The sequence below is a fragment of the Candidatus Tachikawaea gelatinosa genome, from assembly GCF_000828815.1.
Lineage (GTDB): Bacteria > Pseudomonadota > Gammaproteobacteria > Enterobacterales > Enterobacteriaceae > Tachikawaea > Tachikawaea gelatinosa.
In genome coordinates this window covers 293,725-316,383 of record NZ_AP014521.1, presented here as the reverse complement: position 1 = coordinate 316,383, position 22,659 = coordinate 293,725, and the positions used below count along the sequence as shown (strand labels likewise).

Annotated in this window: 24 protein-coding genes and 3 tRNA genes; 11 read left to right on the top strand and 16 right to left on the bottom strand. The window is 24.0% G+C overall.

Annotated elements, in window-relative coordinates:
- Positions 1 to 13 precede the first annotated feature (13 nt).
- From cysN to ispF, 5 genes are all read left to right on the top strand, one after another.
- Entirely contained in the window at positions 14 to 1,447 is a 1,434-nt protein-coding gene (gene cysN, locus TGUWTKB_RS01480) for a sulfate adenylyltransferase subunit CysN (protein ID WP_041062849.1), read from the top strand.
- Positions 1,437 to 2,033: an adenylyl-sulfate kinase gene (gene cysC, locus TGUWTKB_RS01475; RefSeq protein ID WP_041062846.1), complete on the top strand. Its 597-nt coding sequence runs from the start codon at positions 1,437 to 1,439 to the stop codon at positions 2,031 to 2,033. Before cysN ends, cysC begins: the two co-directional genes overlap by 11 nt.
- A gap of 78 nt (positions 2,034 to 2,111) precedes the next feature.
- Positions 2,112 to 2,309, top strand: a complete 198-nt coding sequence (locus tag TGUWTKB_RS01470) for a septum formation initiator family protein (RefSeq protein WP_052459543.1) — start codon at positions 2,112 to 2,114, stop codon at positions 2,307 to 2,309.
- A gap of 58 nt (positions 2,310 to 2,367) precedes the next feature.
- Positions 2,368 to 3,075: a 2-C-methyl-D-erythritol 4-phosphate cytidylyltransferase gene (ispD, locus tag TGUWTKB_RS01465; RefSeq protein ID WP_041062843.1), complete on the top strand. Its 708-nt coding sequence runs from the start codon at positions 2,368 to 2,370 to the stop codon at positions 3,073 to 3,075.
- 7 nt (positions 3,076 to 3,082) lie between these two features.
- The gene (ispF, locus tag TGUWTKB_RS01460) at positions 3,083 to 3,574 is read left to right on the top strand and encodes a 2-C-methyl-D-erythritol 2,4-cyclodiphosphate synthase (RefSeq protein WP_198407584.1); all 492 of its coding nucleotides are present in this window, start codon (positions 3,083 to 3,085) and stop codon (positions 3,572 to 3,574) included.
- An 8-nt stretch (positions 3,575 to 3,582) separates the two neighbouring features.
- On the opposite strand, the gene mutS is transcribed toward ispF, so the two are convergent.
- The 12 genes from mutS to TGUWTKB_RS01400 all read right to left on the bottom strand — a co-directional run bounded on the left by mutS (position 3,583) and on the right by TGUWTKB_RS01400 (position 13,727).
- The gene (gene mutS / locus TGUWTKB_RS01455) at positions 3,583 to 6,132 is read right to left on the bottom strand and encodes a DNA mismatch repair protein MutS (protein WP_052459542.1); all 2,550 of its coding nucleotides are present in this window, start codon (positions 6,130 to 6,132) and stop codon (positions 3,583 to 3,585) included.
- Positions 6,133 to 6,211: 79 nt separating this feature from the next.
- Positions 6,212 to 7,498 (bottom strand): 16S rRNA (cytosine(967)-C(5))-methyltransferase RsmB, encoded by a 1,287-nt coding sequence (rsmB, locus tag TGUWTKB_RS01450; RefSeq protein WP_041063558.1) that lies wholly within the window; start codon positions 7,496 to 7,498, stop codon positions 6,212 to 6,214.
- A 31-nt stretch (positions 7,499 to 7,529) separates the two neighbouring features.
- Positions 7,530 to 8,480: a methionyl-tRNA formyltransferase gene (fmt, locus tag TGUWTKB_RS01445; protein WP_041062836.1), complete on the bottom strand. Its 951-nt coding sequence runs from the start codon at positions 8,478 to 8,480 to the stop codon at positions 7,530 to 7,532.
- Between the two features lie 30 nt (positions 8,481 to 8,510).
- Entirely contained in the window at positions 8,511 to 9,026 is a 516-nt protein-coding gene (gene def / locus TGUWTKB_RS01440) for a peptide deformylase (RefSeq protein WP_041062833.1), read from the bottom strand.
- 103 nt (positions 9,027 to 9,129) lie between these two features.
- Complete coding sequence (aroE, locus tag TGUWTKB_RS01435; protein ID WP_041062830.1) at positions 9,130 to 9,957, bottom strand: shikimate dehydrogenase; 828 nt, start codon at positions 9,955 to 9,957, stop codon at positions 9,130 to 9,132.
- A gap of 10 nt (positions 9,958 to 9,967) precedes the next feature.
- A complete protein-coding gene (locus tag TGUWTKB_RS01430) occupies positions 9,968 to 10,504 on the bottom strand; it encodes a Sua5/YciO/YrdC/YwlC family protein (protein WP_041062827.1) in 537 nt (178 codons plus the stop codon).
- A 109-nt stretch (positions 10,505 to 10,613) separates the two neighbouring features.
- A complete protein-coding gene (locus TGUWTKB_RS01425) occupies positions 10,614 to 11,087 on the bottom strand; it encodes a DUF494 family protein (RefSeq protein WP_041062824.1) in 474 nt (157 codons plus the stop codon).
- 220 nt (positions 11,088 to 11,307) lie between these two features.
- Positions 11,308 to 11,763, bottom strand: a complete 456-nt coding sequence (ybeY, locus tag TGUWTKB_RS01420; RefSeq protein ID WP_041062821.1) for an rRNA maturation RNase YbeY — start codon at positions 11,761 to 11,763, stop codon at positions 11,308 to 11,310.
- Positions 11,764 to 11,921: 158 nt separating this feature from the next.
- Positions 11,922 to 13,256 carry a tRNA (N6-isopentenyl adenosine(37)-C2)-methylthiotransferase MiaB gene (gene miaB, locus TGUWTKB_RS01415; protein WP_041062818.1) on the bottom strand — a complete coding sequence of 445 codons (1,335 nt, stop codon included), beginning with the start codon at positions 13,254 to 13,256 and terminating at the stop codon, positions 11,922 to 11,924.
- A gap of 218 nt (positions 13,257 to 13,474) precedes the next feature.
- Positions 13,475 to 13,545 (bottom strand) — tRNA-Gln (locus TGUWTKB_RS01410).
- Between the two features lie 13 nt (positions 13,546 to 13,558).
- Positions 13,559 to 13,644: transfer RNA gene (locus TGUWTKB_RS01405), tRNA-Leu, on the bottom strand.
- Positions 13,645 to 13,653: 9 nt separating this feature from the next.
- Positions 13,654 to 13,727: transfer RNA gene (locus tag TGUWTKB_RS01400), tRNA-Met, on the bottom strand.
- A gap of 173 nt (positions 13,728 to 13,900) precedes the next feature.
- On the opposite strand from TGUWTKB_RS01400, the gene nth reads away from it, so the two are divergent.
- Positions 13,901 to 14,533, top strand: coding sequence for an endonuclease III (nth, locus tag TGUWTKB_RS01395; protein WP_041062816.1), 633 nt, complete (start codon positions 13,901 to 13,903; stop codon positions 14,531 to 14,533).
- Between the two features lie 8 nt (positions 14,534 to 14,541).
- Here the strand turns inward: nth and tyrS are convergent, their stop codons facing one another.
- The 4 genes from tyrS to TGUWTKB_RS01375 form a co-directional block, all read right to left on the bottom strand.
- Positions 14,542 to 15,810, bottom strand: a complete 1,269-nt coding sequence (gene tyrS / locus TGUWTKB_RS01390; RefSeq protein ID WP_041062814.1) for a tyrosine--tRNA ligase — start codon at positions 15,808 to 15,810, stop codon at positions 14,542 to 14,544.
- Positions 15,811 to 15,870: 60 nt separating this feature from the next.
- Positions 15,871 to 16,527, bottom strand: coding sequence for a pyridoxamine 5'-phosphate oxidase (gene pdxH / locus TGUWTKB_RS01385; RefSeq protein WP_041062812.1), 657 nt, complete (start codon positions 16,525 to 16,527; stop codon positions 15,871 to 15,873).
- Positions 16,528 to 16,580: 53 nt separating this feature from the next.
- Positions 16,581 to 17,399, bottom strand: a complete 819-nt coding sequence (gene nadE, locus TGUWTKB_RS01380; RefSeq protein ID WP_041062810.1) for an ammonia-dependent NAD(+) synthetase — start codon at positions 17,397 to 17,399, stop codon at positions 16,581 to 16,583.
- Positions 17,400 to 17,477: 78 nt separating this feature from the next.
- On the bottom strand, positions 17,478 to 18,074 hold the full coding sequence (locus TGUWTKB_RS01375) for a metal-dependent hydrolase (RefSeq protein ID WP_052459540.1): 597 nt from the start codon (positions 18,072 to 18,074) through the stop codon (positions 17,478 to 17,480).
- Between the two features lie 318 nt (positions 18,075 to 18,392).
- Here TGUWTKB_RS01375 and thrS point away from each other — a divergent pair, with 318 nt between their 5' ends.
- From thrS to pheS, 5 genes are all read left to right on the top strand, one after another.
- Positions 18,393 to 20,315 carry a threonine--tRNA ligase gene (gene thrS / locus TGUWTKB_RS01370; RefSeq protein WP_041062807.1) on the top strand — a complete coding sequence of 641 codons (1,923 nt, stop codon included), beginning with the start codon at positions 18,393 to 18,395 and terminating at the stop codon, positions 20,313 to 20,315.
- A gap of 16 nt (positions 20,316 to 20,331) precedes the next feature.
- Positions 20,332 to 20,871: a translation initiation factor IF-3 gene (gene infC, locus TGUWTKB_RS01365; protein ID WP_041062804.1), complete on the top strand. Its 540-nt coding sequence runs from the start codon at positions 20,332 to 20,334 to the stop codon at positions 20,869 to 20,871.
- A 97-nt stretch (positions 20,872 to 20,968) separates the two neighbouring features.
- Positions 20,969 to 21,166: a 50S ribosomal protein L35 gene (gene rpmI / locus TGUWTKB_RS01360; RefSeq protein ID WP_041062801.1), complete on the top strand. Its 198-nt coding sequence runs from the start codon at positions 20,969 to 20,971 to the stop codon at positions 21,164 to 21,166.
- A gap of 39 nt (positions 21,167 to 21,205) precedes the next feature.
- Positions 21,206 to 21,568 carry a 50S ribosomal protein L20 gene (rplT, locus tag TGUWTKB_RS01355; RefSeq protein ID WP_041062798.1) on the top strand — a complete coding sequence of 121 codons (363 nt, stop codon included), beginning with the start codon at positions 21,206 to 21,208 and terminating at the stop codon, positions 21,566 to 21,568.
- A 104-nt stretch (positions 21,569 to 21,672) separates the two neighbouring features.
- Positions 21,673 to 22,656, top strand: coding sequence for a phenylalanine--tRNA ligase subunit alpha (pheS, locus tag TGUWTKB_RS01350; protein ID WP_041062795.1), 984 nt, complete (start codon positions 21,673 to 21,675; stop codon positions 22,654 to 22,656).
- Positions 22,657 to 22,659: the final 3 nt, after the last annotated feature.

The following is a 22,659-nucleotide window of genomic DNA, read 5'->3' as shown; positions in this document are numbered from 1 at the left end:
TAGGATATTAAAAATGAATAATAATTTTGTAAAAGAAAATGAAAAATTAAATATTAAAAATTGGATTATCAATCAACAAAAAAAAACTTTATTACGATTTATTACATGCGGTAGCGTAGATGATGGTAAAAGCACATTAATTGGTCGATTGTTATATGATACCTCTCAAATATATGAGGATCAATTATCTTTATTAAATAAAAATAGTAAACGTTATGGTAACAAAAAATTTAATTTAGCTTTTCTAGTGGATGGGTTACAAGCAGAAAGAGAACAAGGTATTACTATTGATGTTTCTTATAGATATTTTTCTAGTGAAAAAAGAAAATTTATCATTGCAGATACTCCTGGTCATGAACAATATACTAGAAATATGGCAACTGGAGCTTCCAATTCTGATGTTGCGATTTTATTAGTAGATGTTAGAAAAGGATTATTAGATCAAACACGTAGACATAGTTTTATTTGTATATTACTAGGCATAAAAATTTTGATTGTAACAATTAATAAAATGGATTTGGTATCTTATAAAGAAAGTGATTTTCTTAATATAAAATTAGAATATTTAAAATTTATTAAAAAATTTGAAAAAAAAATAAAAATTTATTTTATTCCGATATCAGCTTTAAAAGGAGATAATGTTGTATTTTCAAGTAAAAATATGCTCTGGTATAAAAATAAAACGTTAATTAATATATTAAACACTATTGAACTATTGTCTTCTTTAAATAATCAGCCTATGCGTTTTCCTATACAATATGTAAATTATTCTCAATCAGATTTTAGAGGGTACTCTGGTACTGTTGCTTCTGGATCAATAGAAGTTGGCAATAAAGTTAAATTTTTACCATCTTCTAAAGAATCTATGATTAAAAAAATTGTTACTTTTGATGGTGATAAAAAAAAAGCATATGCAGGAGAATCTATCACTATAGTATTAAAAGATTATCTTGATATTAGTCGAGGAGATATTTGCATTGCTCTCAATGAAAAAAAAATTAGTGGAACAAAACATGTTATTTTTGATTTAGTTTGGATGTCTGAAAAACCGTTAACATTAAATCAAACATATTATATTAAATTTTGTCATAAAAAATTGAAAATACATATAGAAAAAATACTTTCAAAAATTAATATTAATACACTAAAATCTTTAAATACTGACAGTTTACAATTAAATGAAATTGGATCAGTATTATGTTTTTTTGAAGAAAAATTATATATGGAAGAATATTGTCAAAATAAGACCACTGGAAGCATAATTTTAATTGATTCTATTAATAATTTAACGGTTGGCGCTGGTATGGTTAAAAAAATTATATATAAAGAAGATAAAAAAATTTTAAAAAAAGATGATCTTTTTGAATTAGAATTAAATAAACTTATTAGACAATATTTTCCTCATTGGAATGCATGTGATTTATTAAAAAATAAATATGAAAAATAATAAAAACATTATATGGCATAATCATAAAATTAAACGCAGAGATCGTGAAAATAATCATGGTCATTTGTCAAAAGTGTTATGGTTTACTGGTTTATCAGGATCAGGAAAATCTACCATAGCTGGAATGTTGGAACGAATATTTTTTAAAAAAAAATTAAGTACTTATTTATTAGATGGTGACAATATACGTTATGGACTATGTCGTGATTTAAGTTTTGATAAAAAAGATCGTAAAGAAAACATTCGTCGTGTAGGAGAAATAGCAAAAATAATGATGGATGCAGGTATTATAGTTTTTGTTGCATTAATTTCTCCTTATCGAGAAGATAGAGAAAGTGTTAAAATTTTATTTAAAAAAAATGAGTTTATTGAAATTTTTGTAGATACTCCGTTATCTGTTTGTCAAAAACGTGATGTTAAAGGTTTATATAAATTTGTACAATTAAAAAAAATTAATAATTTTACTGGTATTAATGATGATTATGAAAAACCTTTATCTCCAGATATTTGGTTAGATGGAACCAAATCACTTATCAATACTATGCGTGATTTATTAAAAAATTTACGTAGATATAATTTAGTATAAAAAATGCAGCATTATTAGATTTTTATTTATTAAATATAATGTTATATTAAAATTTTAAAATATTTTTTATATAAAAACATGTTTATAAAGAAATTGGTTGCAATACTTTTAATTGCTTGGTTACAGTATTCTTTGTGGTTTGGAAAAAATGGCATACATGATTATAATAAAATTAAAAAAAAAATGACACAAAAAAAAATAGAAAATATTATGTTAAAGCAAAAAAGAAAATCTCTTGAACAAGAGTTAGAAGATATAAAAAATAATTACAAATAAATGTTATTATTTTAAGTATTATAACATCATGAAATAATTAAAAATTAATATATTTAAAATGTTAAATAAGAACTCTCAAGATATTATTGCAATTATTCCTGCAGCTGGTATAGGGAAAAGAATGAATATAGATTTACCTAAGCAGTATTTGCTATTAGATAATTTGACTATTATTGAACACAGCATTTTGCGATTATTATCTGTTTCAGATATTAAAAAAATATATGTAGTTATTAGTTCTAATGATGTTTTTTTCAAAAAATTACCAATATCAAAAAATCATAGAGTTTTTACTGTTATTGGCGGTAAAACACGATTTGAATCAGTTTTTTCAGGGTTAAAAGCAATTAATGCACATATTAATTGGGTATTAATACATGATGCTGTGCGTCCTTTTTTAAATAAAAAAGATTTAATTCGCTTACTTGCAATACGTTGTTATAGTAAAGTCGGTGCTATATTAGCAAGTCCAATCACTAATACTATAAAAATTAGTAATAATTTATACAAAAACAAAATTTTAAAAACACTAGATCGTGAAAGATTATGGAATGCTATGACACCTCAACTATTTCCTTATAAAGTTCTTTTATATTGTTTTAATCAAGTATATAAAAAAAAAATATGCGTGACAGATGAATCATCTACATTAGAAATTTTTGGATATTTTCCAGAAATAATTGAAGGGAATAGCACTAATATAAAAATTACAACAATAGAAGATTTATTGTTCGCAAATTTTTATTTACAACATAGAAAAAAATAAGAAAATGATTCGCATTGGACATGGTATAGACGTTCATCGTCTTAGTAAAAATAAAAAATTAATACTTGGGGGCGTATTAGTGCCTTTTTCTAAAGGATGTGTTGCTCATTCTGATGGTGATGTAGTGCTACATTCTTTAATGGATGCACTCTTAGGTGCTGCATCAATAGGTGATATTGGAACAATTTTTCCTAATACTAATCCTATTTATAAAAATATTAATAGTCGTATTTTATTAAAAATAGTTTTCGAAAAAATTAAAAAAATTGAGTTTTTCGTTGGTAATATTGATATTACAATTCTACTAGAACGTCCAAAATTAAGAAATTACATATCTAAAATGTGTATGAATATTTCTGAAGATTTATCTTGTGATATTAAAAAAATTAATATTAAAGCAACAACAACAGAAGAATTAGGATTTATTGGTAGAGAAGAAGGTATATTTTGTGAAACAAACGTTTTAATTTTTGATAAAAAGTATTTTAAAAAAAAATAATTTTTTTATTATTTAATTATTAACTGTAATAATAGTATTAATTTTTTAATTTTTTTTAGATCGAGCATATTTACATCTATTTTTTTTAAAACTTTTAAAATATTTTGATATTTTTTTGAAATACTATTAAAAGATTTTATATCATAAAAATTATTTAGTTCTTTCATTTTTGTTTTTGCAGTATTTATAACATTTCTTGAAACACCTGCTAAAGAAGCAACACGTAACCCATAACTAATATTAGTGCATCCTTTTTGAATTTTATACATAAATGCAATAGTATTTTTGTATTCATATGAATTAAAACACATGTTTTCTATAGAACAAATAATTTGAGATAATTTTGTTAATTCAAAATAATGAGTAGAAAATAAAGTCATTGATTGTATATTTTTTGCTAAATTTTTTGCACATGCCCAAGCTATTGATATACCATCTTTAGTAGATGTACCTCTACCAATTTCATCCATGATTACTAAGCTTTTTTCTGTAGCATTATTTAAAATATTTGCTGTTTCTACCATTTCTACCATAAAAGTAGATTGACCTGATGCAAGATTATCAGTAGCTCCAATGCGAGTAAAAATACGATCAATCAAACCAATTTTTGCTTGTTCAGCTGGAACAAAACTACCAATCCAAGCCATGATTACAATCAAAGCTGACATTCTCATATACGTACTTTTACCACCCATATTTGGACCAGTAATCATTAACATATTTTTATTTTTATTTAAAACAATAGAGTTTGCAATAAATGGTTTATTTTTTATAGATGCTTCTATAACTGGATGACGTCCATTAATAATTTCTATATTTTGAATACTTTCACATAAAGTAGGGAGACAATAATTTAATGTTTCTGCGCGTTCAGCTAAATTATTTAATACATCAAGTTCTGATAAACCTAGTGCACTTCTTTGTAAATCAGATAAAAAATTTAGTAAAAAATCTAATAATTCCTCATATATTTTTTTTTCTAAAACGAGTATTTTATCTTTTGCTAAAAACACTTGTTTTTCATGTTCTTTCATTTCTGTTATGGTATAACGTTCTACATTTTTTAATGTTTGAAGCCTAATATAATTGTTTGGAATTAAATGATTTTTGCTACGTTTAATTTCGATGTAATAGCCATGTATAGTATTAAAACCTATTTTAAGATTATCAATTTTCAATCTTTTACGTTCGCGAACTTCTACAGTAGTTAAAAAATCTTGAATACCTAAAGAGAACTTACGCCAATAATCTAATTCTACATTATAACCAGATTTAATAACTCCACAATCTCTTATAGAAAGAGGTGGTTGATCAACTATTGATTTTTCAAGTAATTCTTGAATATTTGAAAAACACCCTATTTGAGATTTTAATGCTGATAGTTTTACTGATTTTGTTTTTGATAAAACATCATGTAATTTAGGTAACTGATATAAAGATTTACGAAAAGAGATAAGATCTCTAGGTTTAATTGTTCTTAGTGATAAACGACCTAATATTCTTTCTATATCACTTATAGTAGATAATATTTTTTTTATTTCTTTATGAAAGATTTTTAATTCACAAACAGCTTCTTGGCGAAGTTTTACTATTTTTATATCTTGTAAAGGCATATGTAACCATCTTTTTAGCATCCTACTACCCATGGTTGTAGCTGTTTTATCCAGTATATGAGCAAGCGTATTTTCAGTATTACCTAACAAGTTTTTAGTAATTTCTAAATTTTGATGAGTCGTTGCGTCCATGATAATGGTATTTTTTGTAGAATGTATACTTATTGATTTAATATGCGGTAAACATGATAATTGTGTATCTTTAACATATTGCAATAAACATCCAGCAGGAGGTAATCCAATAAAATTTGAAGTTATTCCAAAACCAGATAAATTATTAGTTTGAAACTGTATATTTAGTTGTTGATTAGCAGTATCTAAATCAAATTCCCATACAGGACGACGACATAAATTTTTTCTATTATTAATTAAGTGATATTTAGTAAAATTTTCTGGATAAAGCAATTCAGTAGGATTAGTTCTAGTTAATTCTGCTAGCATCATATTTTCGTTATCTAATTCGCTAGTTCTAAATTTTCCAGAAATAATATCTAAGGTTGCATATCCAAATTTATTAGATTTTTCAAAAATTGCAGCTAATAAATTATCTAAACGATCTGGAAGAAGATTTTCTTCACTGATAGTTCCAGGAGTTATAACACGAATAACTTTTCTTTCAATTAATCCTTTTTTGTTAAAAGATCTTTCATTTATTTGTTCACAAATAGCAACAGATTTTCCTAACTTCATTAATTTAGATAAATAATTTTCTAATGAATGATACGGGAAACCTGCCATTATAATTGGTTTATTAAAAGATACCCCTTTTTTTGTTAAAACAATATCTAAAATTTTTGATGCATGTTTTGCATCATCATAGAATAATTCATAAAAATCTCCCATACGATACAATAATAGCGTTTTTGGATATTTTTTTTTAATTTTTAAATATTGTTGAATCATAGGTGTATGTTGTAAATTTTTTTCTTTTAGTTTTTTTTTCATTGTACAATTTTGTAATAGAATTAATAAGTAATTAAAAAGAAATAAATTCTAAAATATTATTAATATTGTAATTATAAATTTAATAGATTTTTTTTATTTTTGCATAAAAAAAACCATCTCCTCCTTCATTTGTAGGAAACATCTGCAAACCTATTGATTTATTATCAGTCGATAAATAAATTTCTTTTGCGTTTTTATTATTTTTTAAAAAATGAGTTATTTGATTTTGATTTTCTTCTTTTAAAACAGAACAGGTAGAGTATAATAAAATTCCTTCTTTCTTAAGTAGAGGCCAGATTCCATTTAAAAGATCCCTTTGTAAAACAACAAATTTTTTTATATCTGTTGAGAGCCTTAACCATTTTATATCAGGATGTCTTCTGATTATTCCTGTTGCTGAACAAGGAGCATCTAAAATGATGCGATCAAACTTTTTTTTAGATTTATACCATTCTTTAGGTTTTCGTCCATCTCCTTGTTGAATAATTATATTTAAAGATAATCGATCCATGTTTTTTTTGAATTCTATAATTCGTTTTTTATTTATATCTATTGATAAAATATTAACTTTAGGTGCAATTTCTAGAATATGTGATGTTTTCATGCCAGGAGCAGCGCAAACATCAAGAATGTTTTCATAATTTTTGGGGTCTAATAAAATAGCACAATATTGCGAAGAAACATCTTGAATACTAACAAAACCTCTTTCAAAACCAAACAATTTTTTTTTAGATATTGGAGGTTTGATAAGAATTGCATCATTTACTGTTCTAGATAATATTATATTTTTTTTTAAATTTGATAATTTCAACCATTCTTTTCGAGTAAAATATTGACGATTTACTCTTATCCAAAAAGGTGGTTTTAGATTGTTATTTTTTACTATACTTTTCCAATTTTTAGGCCAATCTTTTTTGAAAGTTTTTATCATCCATGATGGATGATAATAATCATACATACTTTCACTTAACGAAAAATTTTCATGATTTAATATAAATTTACGTAAAACTGCATTAACTAAACCTTTAAAAGATGAACGGTTACACCATAATACTCCATTAACTGTTTCTGATAAAACAGCGTAATTAGGAATACGCATATATTGTATCTGATATAAACCAACCATTATAAGATAATTTATAATTTTATTTTTATTATCTATAATAGGTCTATACATTAGCTTTTTTATGATAAATTGTAGTTGAGGTAACACACGTATAACACCAAAGCAAATTTCTTGTAATAAAGATTGATCGTTTTCTTTTTTTAAAGAATTTATTGATAATACTGTATCAAGTGATTTTTTTTTTTCAAGTACTATACTTAATAAATTTGCTGCAATACCTCTTATATTTTTTTTTTTCATAAAATAAAAATCAACCATTTAGTAACATTTTTTAAGGAATAACAAAACCTTGAGATATCCAATTGTGATAAGCGTTTATAAAATCTTTGACTAACATAGGTTTTTTATTAGGTGGTTGTATGATTTCTAAATTTAATATTCCTGAATTAGTTTCAACTTGTATTCCTTGTTTATTAACTAAAATAACTTCTCCAGGATTTGGATTTTTATTAAAATGTTCTAATACACTAGCTTTTAATACTTTAATTAATTTATTGTTTATTAAAAAATAGCTAGATGGCCATGGATGAAAAGCACGAATACATCGTTCTAACTCTATAGCAGTGAGATTCCAATTGATACGAGAATCTTTTTTTGTAAATTTTTTAGCGTAAGTTGAAAAAATATTATTTTGTTTTTCTATATGAATTTCATTGTTTACTAGTTTATTTAAAAAGTAAATTAAAGATTTTGATCCTAATAAAGCAAGTTTTTTATATAAGGATGGATAGTTATCTTTTCCGTGAATAGGTAATGATTTTTTATATAAAATATCTCCAGTATCAATACCTGCATTCATTTTTATAATACTAATACCAGTTTCTTTATCACCAGATAATAATGCATGTTGAATAGGTGTTGCACCTCTCCATTTAGGTAATAATGAAGCATGAACATTTATACCTCCTAACGGAAATAAAGATAATATTTCTTCAGATAAAATATATCCATAAGCTACAACTATCATAATATCTGGATTTAATGAAATAATAATTTTCTTCATTTCATTATTAGATAATAAGTTTTGGTAAAATACTGGAATTTTTTTTGACTGAGCTAAAAGTTTTACTGGACTTGATTTATTTTTCTTTCCTCTTCCAGATTTGCGATCTGGTTGTGTAAATATACCTACAATTTTATGATGAGAGTTACATAAAAGAGATAAATGATTAGCAGAAAAATCTGGTGTGCCTGCAAAAATAATTTTTAATAATTTAGACACAAATAAATTACCTAATTTTATAAACTGTTGTTAAGAAAATAAACTATTTCGTGCCAATTTTTCAAATTTTTTTTTAATTCTTTGACGTTTTAATATTGACAGATAATCAATAAAAAGTTTACCGTTTAAATGATCAATTTCATGTTGAATACAAATAGATAATAATCCATCAGTAGTCAGTTCAAAAACTTTCATATGATAATTTATAGCACGGATTTTAATTAATTTTTTTCGTTCAATAAAAGCACGTTGTGTAGGAATAGATAAACATCCTTCTTCAGTAGTATTTTTTCCTGATTTTTCTAAAATTTGAGGATTAATTAATACATGTTTACTATTATTTTGTTTTAAAAGATCAATTACAATAATACGTTGATGAATATTCACTTGAGTAGCAGCTAAACCAATACCTTCCATTGCATACATTGTATCAAACATATCATGAATTATTTTTTTTATATTAGTAATATTATCATTAATTTTTACAGGTAAAGCAACATTACGAAGTCTTTTATCTGGATAATATAAAAGATTTAAAATTGACATAAGTGTTTTTATTTTTTATTTTTTTCGTAACATCTTTAAAATTTCATAAGGTTTTTAATTGTAACATATTATAATAATATTTACATCATTGTGTTCAAAACCTCTATATTTTGTAATTTTTATTTTTTTTAAGGTATTCTATAACTGGTTTTGTTTTTGGAAAAATATTATGCCAAAAATAAAAAGACTCTGCTGCTTGTTCTACAAGCATACCTAAACCATTAGAATATTTTTTAACTCCTAAATTTTTGCACCATAATAAAAAAGGGGTAATTTTATTTTGATAAAATAGATCATAGCAACGTAAATTTTTATAAAAAATTTTTTCAGAAATTTCAGGAACCTTTCCTTGTATACCACTAGATGTAGCGTTAATTAATAAATTAAAATGATAATTTTTCACTTTATTTAGCGGTAAAACTTTGATTTTATTTTCTAAATTCATAGATTTAACTAATTTTTCTGCACGACTAAGAGTACGATTGGTAATACTCAAAGAACATCCAAATTTTAATAATGGTAAAATTATTCCTCTTGTTGCACCTCCTGCTCCTATAATTAGTATATTGTCTTGAAAATAAATCATATTTAATCTTTTAAGATCATTTAATAAACCAATACCATCTGTATTATCTCCTATAATGAAATCATCAACTCTTTTTAAAGTATTTACTGATTTTGCAAGTTTTGCTCGTTTGCTAAGTTTATCAGCAATTGTCCATGCTTCTTCTTTAAAAGGAACAGTAACATTTGCTCCTATCCCATTATTTTTTTTAAAAAAAGTATCAATTGATTCAGAAAATTTGTTCAATAGAGGACATATTTTTACATATGTACATTTTATATCATTTTGTATTGCAAACAATTTATGAATTAATGGAGATTTACTATGTTGAATAGGGTTACCAAAAACTGCAAATTTTTTATTCATAAATTTTTTATTATCCTTTTCTAATAATTTTGTTAGTCATTAAATCACGTATTTCAGAAGGTAATTTCCTGTTACCTACATGACCTATTAAAATAGGAAATTTTTTACCAAATTTTTTTTTAACCTCTTTAACTGAACGACATGGTTTCTGTCCAGATATATTTGCACTAGTTGATATTATTGCTTTACCAAAAGATTTACAAATTTTTTTTACATCAGGATGTTGACTCAGACGTATTGCTAATGTATGAAAATTTCCTGTAATCCAATACGGAACATTTAATGCAGCAGGTACAACATAAGTAATAAAATTAACAGAAGACAAAATTATTTTTTTATATTGAAATAAAGATATTTTTTTTTGATTGATATATGGAACTAATTTCATATAACTATCTGCAATTAAAATAAATCCTTTATTAATAGAACGTTTTTTAATTGATAAAAGGGACATAACAGCATCTTTACTATTAGGATCACAACCTAAACTAAAAATTGCTTCAGTAGGATATGCTATAATTTTTTTTTTTGGAGTATTTTTACACAATAATTTATTGTTTTAACTTTTTTATTTTTATGCATATATTTTATCATATAATGAAAATAAATTTTAATATGTAAGAATTTTATTCAATACTATAAAATTTATTTTTAAATTAATGTACAGTTTCTAATGTTTGATGAAAAACTAATTCTTCCATTTTTTTATAAGAGCTATTATATCCAGAAACATTAAATAAAACTATTAACACAATCCATTGTAAATAATTTACACTAAACTCCAATATATCTAAAGACATCACACTATCAATTACCATTTCTCGTGTTTCTATATTTAATATTTTTATTCGTTCTAAAAATAAAAGAAATTCTTGACATTTAACATCTAGACGTTGATTTTCTTTATGAGTATATATTCTTATAGAAGGATTTTTTGGGGTATTTTTTAAAAAATTTTTTTTTAAAAAATTTTTTTGATAAATTGTTAATTGTTCTAACCATTCCAAAGCACTTAGTATATCTTTATAAGAAAAACCTGCTTCAGTAAGATCATTAGTGATTTTTTTATAGTTAATATTGGTTTCATTATATATATATGTTTCAAATAAATACAATAGTACATCTAACATAATATGCTTTCCTTTATTGAATACATACCATACGTTATAAATATTATAATTTTATTCGTTTTTTTAATTAAAAATATCCTAAAAAATTAATATTTTATTAACAAAAAATTTTATTTTATTAAATAGCTTAATTTATATTTAAAAAAATTATTTCTATTGTGTTGCATAAAGGTTATTAACAATTTTATAAAAAATATAAATGTAATATATGAATATATATTCAAAAATAAGGGTTACAATAACCTAAAGACATCATGATTTTTTTTTCAAGATTTTCCATAATTTTTTTTTGATGATTAGATACATGATCATATCCAAACAAATGTAAAGTTCCATGAATTATAATATGTGCCCAGTGTTCCTTAATTTTTTTTTTTTGATAATATGCTTCATTTTCAAGTATTTCTGCACAAATAACTAAATCACCAATTAATGGAATATGATTAAGATTTGTTTCTAGAAATGAAAAAGATAATATATTAGTCGGATTTTTTTTTCCTCGATATTTGAAATTTAATTCACTACTTTCTTTTTTATTCACTACTCTTAATGTTATTGATTTTTTATATTTTAGAGAAGGAATAGTAGCATTAATCCAATTATATATATCTTTTTTTTTAGGTAAGTATTTTGGTGTTGAACAAGCGATTTGTATATTTAAAACTAAATTTTTCATTAATTAACATTTAAATATTATTTTTGAAGTGATTTATATAAATATTATTTTTTAAACAATTAATATTAATAATTTACAAAAAATATTCAGCTATTTTTCTAAAATAAAGTTTTTTAATAGCAGTTAAAAATAAAATTATGTTATTATTTTCTTTATTATTAAAAATTTTTTACTGTTCCTCGTAAAGAATGAGCATAAATATCAGTAATTTTGATATTAATAAATTTTCCTATCATTGTTGGATCACCTTCAAAATTAACAATTCTGTTATTTTCTGTTCTGCCAAATAGTTCCATGATATTATTTTTTGAAGGTCCTTCTACGAGAACGTTTTGTACTGTACCTAACATTCTACGACTCCATTGTAATGCTTGTTGATTAAGAATTTTTTGTAAAAAATATAAGCGTTCTTTTTTTTTGTCGATAGAAATGTTGTCGTTTAAGCGATAAGCAGGTGTACCTGGTCTAGGAGAGTAAATAAAACTAAAACTCAAATCAAAATTAATTTCAGAAAGCACAGTTATAGTTTTTTCAAAATCTTCATCCGTTTCTCCTGGAAAACCTACAATAAAATCAGAACTAATATGAATATTAGGACGAACGTTGCGTATTTTTCGAATAATATTTTTATATTGTTCTACTGTATAACAGCGTTTCATTTTTTTTAAAATCTTATCTGAACCACTTTGAATAGGGAGATGTAAAAAATTAACTAATTTTTTAGTGTTTTTATACATATTTATTATATCATCTGTAAACTCTAAAGGATGACTAGTAGTAAAACGAATACGATCAATGCCATTAATTTCAGATACAAGTTTTAATAAATCTGAAAAATTATGTTGTTCATTAGTACTAGCGTTTTTTGTGGAATAAGCATTTACATTTTGACCTAATAAATGAATTTCACGTGTCCCATTTTTAGATAATTGTTTTATTTCAAATAAAATATCATCAATAGATCGACTGAACTCACGTCCTCTCGTGTATGGTACAACACAATAGCTACAGTACTTGTTACATCCTTCCATAATAGAAACAAATGAACTGATTTTTTTATTATAATTAATAAATTTTTTTTTAAATTTTGCTTTATTGTTAAATGTTATATCAATTATTTTCTTTTGATCTTTAATAACAGATAAAATCATTTCAGGGATACGATGTAATGTTTGTGGTCCAAAAACAAAATCTACATAGTTTGCACGTTTAAATATAGATTTTCCTTCTTGTGAAGCAACGCAACCCCCTACTCCAATTATTATATTAGTATTGTTTTGTTTTAATTTTTTCCATCTACCTAATTGATGAAAAAGTTTTTCATGCGCTTTTTCACGAATAGAACAAGTATTTAATATTAAAATATCTGCTTTTTCAGGAAATTTAGTTAGGTTATACTTACGAGTATTTTTTAATATTTCTTCTATTTTAGAAGAATCATACTCATTCATTTGACAACCCCAAGTTTTTACATAAAATTTTCTATTTGTCATCTCTATTAAAGATACTTGATAAAATGATATCGTGCAAAAGCGATTATGATATATATATAAAAATATGTATAAATTAGCCATCCTAATGGTAATAACTTTTTTTTAAAAAGTTAAATTTATTTTATAAAATTACTAAAGTTTACACAATATTATAATTGTCATTATTTTAATACATTTTTTATAAACATGGGATATTTAAAATATTGTATTAATCTTTTCTGGGGTACCTGGATTCGAACCAGGGATGCCGGTATCAAAAACCGGTGCCTTGCCGCTTGGCTATACCCCACTATTTTTCAAAATGCGGAAGGCGAGATTTGAACTCGCATACTTTGCTTAAGTGCCAGAACCTAAATCTGGTGCGTCTACCAGTTTTCGCCACTCCCGCATAATAATGTAGCTACGACAGGAATTGAACCTGTGACCCCAGCGTTATGAGTGCTGTGCTCTAACCAACTGAGCTACGTAGCTATAAAATTCATTATCTCTTTTTAATATTCAAGCGTCAATAAATTTTATTGTTTTAGCTAATTTTTTTTTTAGTATAATGTATTTTTATGATAATAAAAAATAATTAATGTATTTTTTTGTATATTATATTTAATAGATTTTTTTTTATAAGTTATTTTAACTATAAGATATATATGAATAAAAAAAAATGTATCAAAATTTTTGAAAAATTACAAAATTGCTACAACATTGAAACAATGACACTGGAATTTAATTCACCGTTTGAACTATTAATATCTGTTATGCTTTCTGCACAAACTAGAGATATAAATGTTAACAAATCAACTAAAAAATTATATGCTATAGCTAATACTCCAGAAAAAATGTTAAATATTGGATTAGATCAAATAAAATTTTTTATTAAAAACCTTGGATTATTTAATATAAAATCTAAAAATATTATATCAATATGTAAAATACTAATATATAAATATAATAGTGTAATTCCAAATAATAGACAAGATCTAGAAAGTTTACCTGGAATAGGTAGAAAAACAGCAAATATTATTCTTAATTATGTTTTTAACTTTCCAACTATTGCTGTAGATACTCATGTATTTCGCATAGCTAATAGAACAGGATTAGCTATAGGAAATAATGTAAACATTGTAGAAAAAAAATTACTTCAAATAGTCCCAAAAGAAATGAAAAAAAAATGTCATTTTTTGCTAGTAAAACATGGACGTATAAGATGTAAAGCAAAATTTTTTAATTGCAGTTTATGTATAATACAAAATTTATGTGAATATAAAGAAAAACGTTTATAAATTTAACGTTAAATCCACTGTATTAAACAATATTTTTTTTTACCTCGGCATAATAAAGTAAAACGATTAAAAATTTTATCATGGTTGTTAAATATGTAATTAATATTGTTGATTTTTTTGCTATTAATTGAAATAGCATTAGATTTTATCAAATTTTTTGCTTGAGTGCGCGATGAAATGAATTGACAATGAATTAAAGTTTGTTGTAGATCTAAATTGTTAAAAAGATTTATTGTAGGTATTCCATTTTTTATTAAATTTTCAAAATCTTTTTCTTTTAATTGATACAATGAATCCGTAAATAATATTTTGCTAATTTTTCTCACAAAAGATAATATCTTTTCTCCATGAACTATACGTGTCATTTCATTAGCCAATTTTTCTTTCGCTTTTTTTAATGTATACACATCATTTTTTTTCTCCATTTCTTGAATTTTGTGTATATCTATAAACGTAAAAAGTTTCATAAACTTATAAACATCTGTATCGCTGGTATTTATCCAAAACTGATAAAAACTGTATGGAGTAGTTTTTTCTTTATCAATCCATATATTGCCTTCTTCAGTTTTGCCAAACTTTTTACCATCAGATTTTGTAAGTAAAGGTATGGTTAAACCCAAAACCTTTTTCTTATAAAAACGATATGTTAAATCAATGCCGGCAGTAATATTGCCCCATTGATCCGATCCTCCAATTTGGAGCATAACATTATAATTTTTGTAAACATAAGTAAAGTCATATGCTTGTAATAAACTATAAGAAAATTCCGTAAAAGAAATACCTTTATCTTTTCTAAAAAATCTTTTTTTTACAGATTCTTTATTAATCATTTGATTTACAGAAAAATACTTACCAATATCTCGTAAAAATTTTAAAATATTTATATTTTTAAACCAATGATAATTATTTATTATAATTGCGCTATTTTCTCCACAATTAAAATTTAAAAATTTTTTAATTTGTGAACAAATTTTTTCAGTCCATTGCTCAATATCTTTATGAAGATTTAAGATTCTTTCACCTTCTTTAAAACTTGGATCACCTATTAAACTTGTTGCACCTCCCAATAAAATTATTGGTTTACATCCTATATTTTGAAAACGTTTTAAACACATTAAAGGTAACAAATGTCCTAAATGTAAACTATCAGCAGTAGGATCAAAACCACAATAAAGAGAAAAATTTTTTTTTAATAACAAATTTTGTAAAAATTTTTCATCAGTAATTTGTGAAATAATCCCTCTATTTTTTAAATTATCAATGAATTGAATATTCATATTAATTACTCTTTTATGTATTATTATACCTAAATAAAATAATTTTAACCTAAAATATATTTAAGGAGATAAACGATTAATAGTCCACTTTTTATTTTTTTTTTTATAAATAAAACGGTCATGCAATCTATAAGATCGTCCTTGCCAAAATTCAACTATATTATAAATAACAAAAAATCCTCCCCAAAATAAAGGATATGGTACTTCATTTTCTTTAAATTTTTTTTGATATTGTAGAAATTTTTTTTCTAAAATATTACGACAAGATATATAATTAGATTGATTAGATACCCAGGTACTAATTTGGTTTAAATAAGGTCTAGAATAAAAATAATTACTACTTTCTTTAAAAGATAATTTTTTTATTTTTCCTAAAAACATCACTTGACGTTCAAATTTATTCCAAAAGAAATGCAGGGAAACATTATCATTATTGCATATATGATTAGCTTTACGACTATTGAAATTAGTATAGAATATTAATTTATTAATGCTATATTTCTTTAAAAGAACAATTCTTTGATAAGGATAACCATTTTTATTTACTGTAGCTAGTGTCATAGCGTTAGGCTCTAAAATTTTTGATGCATATGCCTCTTTTATCCAAGAATCAAATAAAAAAAATGGATCTTTAGGTAAATTTTTAAAATTTAATGTATCTCTAAGATATTCTTGACGTAAGTGATCTATTCGAAAATAGGACTTATTTTTTTTCATGGTATTTACTTTTTTTACAGAGATTGTTAATTAAATATTATTTGAATGTATTTTCATAATTTTTGAAAAATTGTTAACGGTAACATATATTTATGAAAATTTTTTAAATATAAATTTTCAATAATATTTGCATAAAATTTATCTACTTTTTTACCCTCTAAATAATTGTCAATTAAATTATAAGTTACACCAAGAATGCTTTCATCTTTTAAATTTATTGCATTATCTTCTAAACCAGGTTTAGGATTTTTAAAATAAATATGAGCAGGACATCCTAAAAACTTTAATAATTGTTTACCTTGCCTTTTATTTAAATGAGCAATCGGGTTAATATCAGATGCTCCATCACCATATTTTGTATAAAAACCTGTAACTGCTTCTGCCGCATGGTCAGTTCCTAAAACAATACCAGAAAACAAATTAGCAATAGCATATTGTATTTTCATTCTTTCACGTGCCTTCATGTTACCTTTAACAAAATCTGAAATTTTTATTCCTGCTTTATGAAGAGATTTTTCAGATGCTGTGATAGTATTTTTTATATTAATTGTAAAAACACGATCAGGCTGAATGAAGTTTAGTACGTCTTGACAATCTTTTTCATCATTTTGTTTGCCATATGGCAGCCGTATAGCAAAAAATTTATAGTTTTTATCTAAAGTTTTCTTACGTATTTCATTAATTGTAATTTGTGCTATCTTTCCTACTAAAGCTGAATCTTGTCCTCCACTAATTCCTACAATTAGTTTTTTAATTTTGCAATGTATCATTAAATAATTTTTTAGATAATTAATTATTTGATATAATGTTGTTATGTTATTAATAAATGGTTTAACATTTAATTTATTTATAATTTCTTTTTGTAAAGACATAAAATATTCATTAATAATTTTTTAAAAAGAAGGTTAATTAATATTTTTAAAGTATTTTAAAAAAATACATTATTATTTTTAAGTACTAAAATATAAAGTAATTAAATATTTCAAGTAAAATATTTTTGTTTTTATAAAAAAAATAACAAATTTTAACCAACGATTATGATAGTATAAAGAATATTTCATTGGATACCAAGTAACATAACTTATAATTAATATACAAAAAATTTTTTCTGATTGATAATTTTTATAATTTTTTAAAAAAGGAATACGAAAACGATATTTTAATGGCCAAAATAATTTTACTCCATGTGGTGTAAAACTATCAGCTAATATGTGGCTTAAGTATCCTAAAAAAAATCCTTGACCGATATCGTATGGAATTATTGATAAATTTGTTATTATTTTTTGTAAAATAAAAATATTTAATAGACAAAATAAACTATGAGTAAAACCTCTATGTCCAAAAATACGTGAAATTGATTTAGATAAAAATTTTAATTTTTTACCAATAAAAGATTGAGTATGATCAATATCTGGAAGTAGACAAGTCAAAAAACTTGCAAAAACTAAATGCCAAAAATCGGCATTTTCTATAGATTTAGTTAATTCAGCACGTTTAACAAAAATAATTGTAGCAAGAGAAAAAAAAACATGTCCGTTTGATGTCATAAATACATCCAAATTTTCTATTATTTTTATGAACAATCTTCTAAAAAACTCATTTTTTTTTAAAAATATACTATATTTAAAAAACTTTTTATTTTTTTATAAAAAACTAAAATTAAAAAAATATTATAAAATAGAATATTTTTTAATTTTAGTTTTTAGTAATATTTTTTAGCTCATTCTATTGTTATAAATTTTATATAAATTTTAAAAATTAATAAAAATATATATAATGAATTTTACTTATATAAATTTTAAAATTTTTAATACACACAAAATATTTTTTTTAAAGATTTTTTATTTTAAAAGCAAGGATATAAAATGCCTATCGTTACTTTTCCTTGTGGAAATAAATTAAAATATGACTCTAAAATTCAAATATTAGACATAGTAAACAATGTTAATTTCGTTCCATATGAAAATTGTGTTACGTTTAAAATAAATGGTAAACTATCAGATATAACAGATTATATTGAAAAAGATTCTTTTTTAGAATTTATTTTATTAGAAAATGACGAAAGTATTAAAATAATACGTAATTCCTGTGTTTATCTGCTAGGTTATGCTATTAAAAAAAGATGGCCAACAAGTAAAATGGCTACATATTCAATTACAGAAAACGGTTTCTACTATGATATTGATTTAGATTACTCTATCAATGTAAACGATCTTTTATTTTTAGAGCAGTATATAAATACTTTTATAAATAAAAAACGTTTAATTTCAAAAAAAACAGTAACTTGGCAAAATGCATATAATATATTTAATGAAAGAAAAGAATCATATAAAATACAAGTATTAAAGAAAAATATCTCAAAAGATACTCTTATAAATCTTTATTTTTGTAAAAATTATGTAGATATGTGTTTTAGCCCTTTAGTATCAGATATAAATTTCTGTAACTATTTTAAATTAGAAAAAATTTCAGGTGCTTATTGGCAAAATAATAGTAACAATAAAATGTTACAACGAATACATGGAGTATGTTATAAAAATAGAAAAGAATTAAATAACTATTTACTTAAAATAGCAGAAATAAATAAACGTGATCATCGAAAATTAGGGAAACAATGTAATCTTTTTCATGTACAAGAAGAAGCTGCAGGATCAGTTTTTTGGCATAATAATGGTTGGATAATATTTCAAGAGTTAAAAAATTTAATTAGACATAAATTAAAAAAATACAATTATCAAGAAGTAAAATCTCCTCTTATTTTAGACCAAAATTTATGGAAAAAAACGGGACATTGGGAAAATTATAAAGATTCAATGTTTACAATAGTATCAGAAAATCGTAATTTTTGTATAAAGCCAATGAACTGTCCAGGACATGCACAAATTTTTAAACAAAATATTAAATCATATCGAGATTTACCTATAAGAATGGCTGAATTTGGTAGTTGTCATAGAAATGAATCATCAGGATCTTTACATGGATTAATGCGTTTAAGAAACTTTACTCAAGATGATGCACATATTTTTTGTACAGAAAAACAAATATCTAATGAAGTAAATCATTGTATTCATACAATATATGATATATATAAAATTTTTGGTTTTAAAAAGATTGATGTAAAACTTTCAACAAGACCTAAAAAACATATTGGAGATATAGATGTTTGGAATAAATCAGAAAAAATATTAGCTGATTTATTAAAAAAAAACGACATTGATTTTCAATACCAAATAGGCGAAGGAGCGTTTTATGGCCCAAAAATTGAATTTATTTTACATGATTGTTTAAATAGAGAATGGCAATGTGGAACTATTCAATTAGATTTTTCTCTTTCAAAAAATTTAAATATTACATATATTAATGAAAAAAACTGTCGAGAAAAACCGATTATAATTCATAGAGCTATTCTTGGATCAATTGAGCGTTTTATTGGAATTTTAATTGAAGAATTCGCTGGTTTTTTACCTACTTGGATTTCTCCAGTACAAGCAGTTTTAATAAATATCAACTCTAATCAAATAGAATATGTTAAAAATTTAAAAAAAAAATTATGTTTACAATATCCAAAACTTCGTATAAAAACTGATCTGAGAAACGAAAAAATAGGATTTAAAATTCGTGAATATATATTATTACGTGTTCCTTATTTACTGTTTTTTGGAGAAAAAGAAATAAAAAATAAAACAGTGACTGTTCGTACATATCGTGGTAAAAATCTTGGATCAATAAATATTGATTTATTTATTAGTCAATTAATGCAAGAAATTTCTGATAGAAATATTTCTTAAAAGGAGGAAATAAAGTATTAAAGGTGGAAAAAAAATACAAATAATGCGTCCAAATCGTATTAATTATGAAATTCGTGCAACGGAAGTCCGTTTAACAGATGAAAACGGAGTTCAATTAGGTATTATGAGTTTACGTCAAGCTTTAGAAAAATCAACAGAAGCAGGTGTTGATTTAGTAGAAATTAGCTCAAATGCTAACCCACCTGTTTGTCGTATTATAGACTATGGTAAATTTCTTTATGAGAAAAATAAATCTTCTAAAGAACAGAAGAAAAAACAAAAAATTATTCAAATAAAAGAAATTAAGTTTCGTCCAAATACAGATGAAGGTGATTACAAAATTAAGTTACGAAACCTCATAAAATTTTTAAATTTAGGAGATAAAACTAAAGTAACTATACGTTTTAGAGGACGAGAAATGGCACATCAACAAATTGGAATAGATATGCTTAATCGTATTAAAAATGATTTAATTGAATTATCAACAGTAGAATTTTTTCCTTCAAAAATTGAAGGTCGACAAATGATTATGATGCTTGCACCGAAAAAAAAATAAGATATCTCGAAAACAAATTTTATATCCGTATAGCTTTAAGCTGTACGGATAATTGTATATTTTGATAAATTTTTCATAAAATTGGATAAAATTTAATATGCCTAAAATAAAAACAATTAAAAGCGCAGCTAAAAGATTTAAAAAAACGTCTTCTGGTAATTTTAAATATAAACATGCCAATTTACGTCATATTCTTACTAAAAAAAATACAAAACGAAAAAGATCATTACGCTCTAAAGGAATTATATCAAAAAGTAATAGAAATTCAGTAATAATGTGTTTACCATATGTATAATAATATACTTAAGTTACAATTAAGAAAAAGGAGACAATTATGCCTCGTGTAAAACGTGGTGTATCTGCTCATGCACGTCACAAAAAAATTTTAAAACGCGCGAAAGGATATTATGGAGCACGTTCTCGATCTTATCGAGTAGCTTTTCAAGCAGTTATGAAATCTGAGCAATATGCTTACCGTGATCGAAAACAAAAAAAACGTCAATTTAGAAAATTATGGATTACTCGTATAAATGCTGCTGCACGACAAAATGGATTATCTTATAGTCATGTTATTAACAGATTAAAAAAATTATCAATTCAAATCAATAGAAAAGTTTTAGCAGATATAGCTGTTTTTGATAAACCTGCTTTTAATACACTAATTGAAAGAACAAAAATTTTACCAAAATCTGTATAAAATATACCATTGCTGAAAATAATTTTTCAGCAATATTTAAAACATAAATTTTTATTGTTTCATGAATTGAATAATATAAAAATTATTATTTTTTTATTAAAAAAATGTATCAAATTGAAGAATTAACAACAATTATATTAGAAGCTATTAATAAATCAGATAATATCAAAAATTTAGAAAAAATACGTATTCAATATTTAGGAAAAAAAGGAATATTAACAAAAAAAATACAACTATTGCATAGTATGCCAATTAATGAACGTCGTATATTAGGTCAATTAATCAATATATCAAAGAAAAAAATAATAATTGAATTAACAAACCGCAAAATTTTTTTGGAGAAAGAAAAAACTAATGATTTTTTAAACAACGAAAAAATGGATATAACACTTCCTGGAAGGAACACAAGATGTGGTAAGTTGCATCCAATTATTCAAACTATTTACGAAATTGAATTATTTTTTAATAACTTAGGTTTTAATATAGTAAATGGTTTAGAAATAGAAAATTCTTATTATAATTTTGATGCTTTAAATATCCCTGAAAATCATCCTGCACGCACAGAACATGATACATTTTGGTTTGATGAACATCGATTATTACGTACTCAAACATCTAGTATTCAAAATAGAATAATGAAGAAATATAACCCACCTCTACGTTTTATTACATCAGGTCGTGTATATCGTAACGATTACGATCGTACCCATACACCTATGTTTCATCAAATAGAAGGTTTAATGGTAGAAAAAAACATTAGTTTTGCAAATCTTAAGTGGATATTAAGTTCTTTTTTAAAACTTTTTTTTGAAAAAGATATAGAAATACGTTTTCGTCCTTCTTATTTTCCTTTTACAGAACCTTCTGCTGAAGTAGATATAATGCGCAGTGATAAAAAATGGCTAGAAGTATTAGGTTGTGGCATGGTACACCCAAAAGTGCTAAAAGAAGGTAACATTGATTCCAATCTTTATTCTGGAATAGCATTCGGAATGGGAGTAGAAAGATTAACAATGTTAAGATATAAAATCACTGATTTGCGTATTTTTTTTGAAAATGATGTACGTTTTTTAAAGCAATTCCATTAATAC

Bases quoted from the DNA above. Each gene is read 5' to 3' on its own strand.
- def (WP_041062833.1), bottom strand. From the start codon at position 9,026: ATGTCAATTTTAAATCTTTTATATTATCCAGATAAAAGACTTCGTAAT.
- nadE (WP_041062810.1), bottom strand. From the start codon at position 17,399: ATGTCTTTACAAAAAGAAATTATAAATAAATTAAATGTTAAACCATTT.
- rsmB (WP_041063558.1), bottom strand. From the start codon at position 7,498: ATGAAAAAAAAAAATATAAGAGGTATTGCAGCAAATTTATTAAGTATA.
- tyrS (WP_041062814.1), bottom strand. From the start codon at position 15,810: ATGAATATTCAATTCATTGATAATTTAAAAAATAGAGGGATTATTTCA.
- nth (WP_041062816.1), top strand. From the start codon at position 13,901: ATGAATAAAAAAAAATGTATCAAAATTTTTGAAAAATTACAAAATTGC.
- miaB (WP_041062818.1), bottom strand. From the start codon at position 13,256: ATGACAAATAGAAAATTTTATGTAAAAACTTGGGGTTGTCAAATGAAT.
- mutS (WP_052459542.1), bottom strand. From the start codon at position 6,132: ATGAAAAAAAAACTAAAAGAAAAAAATTTACAACATACACCTATGATT.
- cysN (WP_041062849.1), top strand. From the start codon at position 14: ATGAATAATAATTTTGTAAAAGAAAATGAAAAATTAAATATTAAAAAT.
- rplT (WP_041062798.1), top strand. From the start codon at position 21,206: ATGCCTCGTGTAAAACGTGGTGTATCTGCTCATGCACGTCACAAAAAA.
- rpmI (WP_041062801.1), top strand. From the start codon at position 20,969: ATGCCTAAAATAAAAACAATTAAAAGCGCAGCTAAAAGATTTAAAAAA.
- pheS (WP_041062795.1), top strand. From the start codon at position 21,673: ATGTATCAAATTGAAGAATTAACAACAATTATATTAGAAGCTATTAAT.
- aroE (WP_041062830.1), bottom strand. From the start codon at position 9,957: ATGAATAAAAAATTTGCAGTTTTTGGTAACCCTATTCAACATAGTAAA.
- ispD (WP_041062843.1), top strand. From the start codon at position 2,368: ATGTTAAATAAGAACTCTCAAGATATTATTGCAATTATTCCTGCAGCT.
- TGUWTKB_RS01470 (WP_052459543.1), top strand. From the start codon at position 2,112: ATGTTTATAAAGAAATTGGTTGCAATACTTTTAATTGCTTGGTTACAG.
- pdxH (WP_041062812.1), bottom strand. From the start codon at position 16,527: ATGAAAAAAAATAAGTCCTATTTTCGAATAGATCACTTACGTCAAGAA.
- cysC (WP_041062846.1), top strand. From the start codon at position 1,437: ATGAAAAATAATAAAAACATTATATGGCATAATCATAAAATTAAACGC.
- thrS (WP_041062807.1), top strand. From the start codon at position 18,393: ATGCCTATCGTTACTTTTCCTTGTGGAAATAAATTAAAATATGACTCT.
- ybeY (WP_041062821.1), bottom strand. From the start codon at position 11,763: ATGAAAAATTTAGTTTTAAATATACAAATCGCTTGTTCAACACCAAAA.
- TGUWTKB_RS01375 (WP_052459540.1), bottom strand. From the start codon at position 18,074: ATGACATCAAACGGACATGTTTTTTTTTCTCTTGCTACAATTATTTTT.
- TGUWTKB_RS01425 (WP_041062824.1), bottom strand. From the start codon at position 11,087: ATGTTAGATGTACTATTGTATTTATTTGAAACATATATATATAATGAA.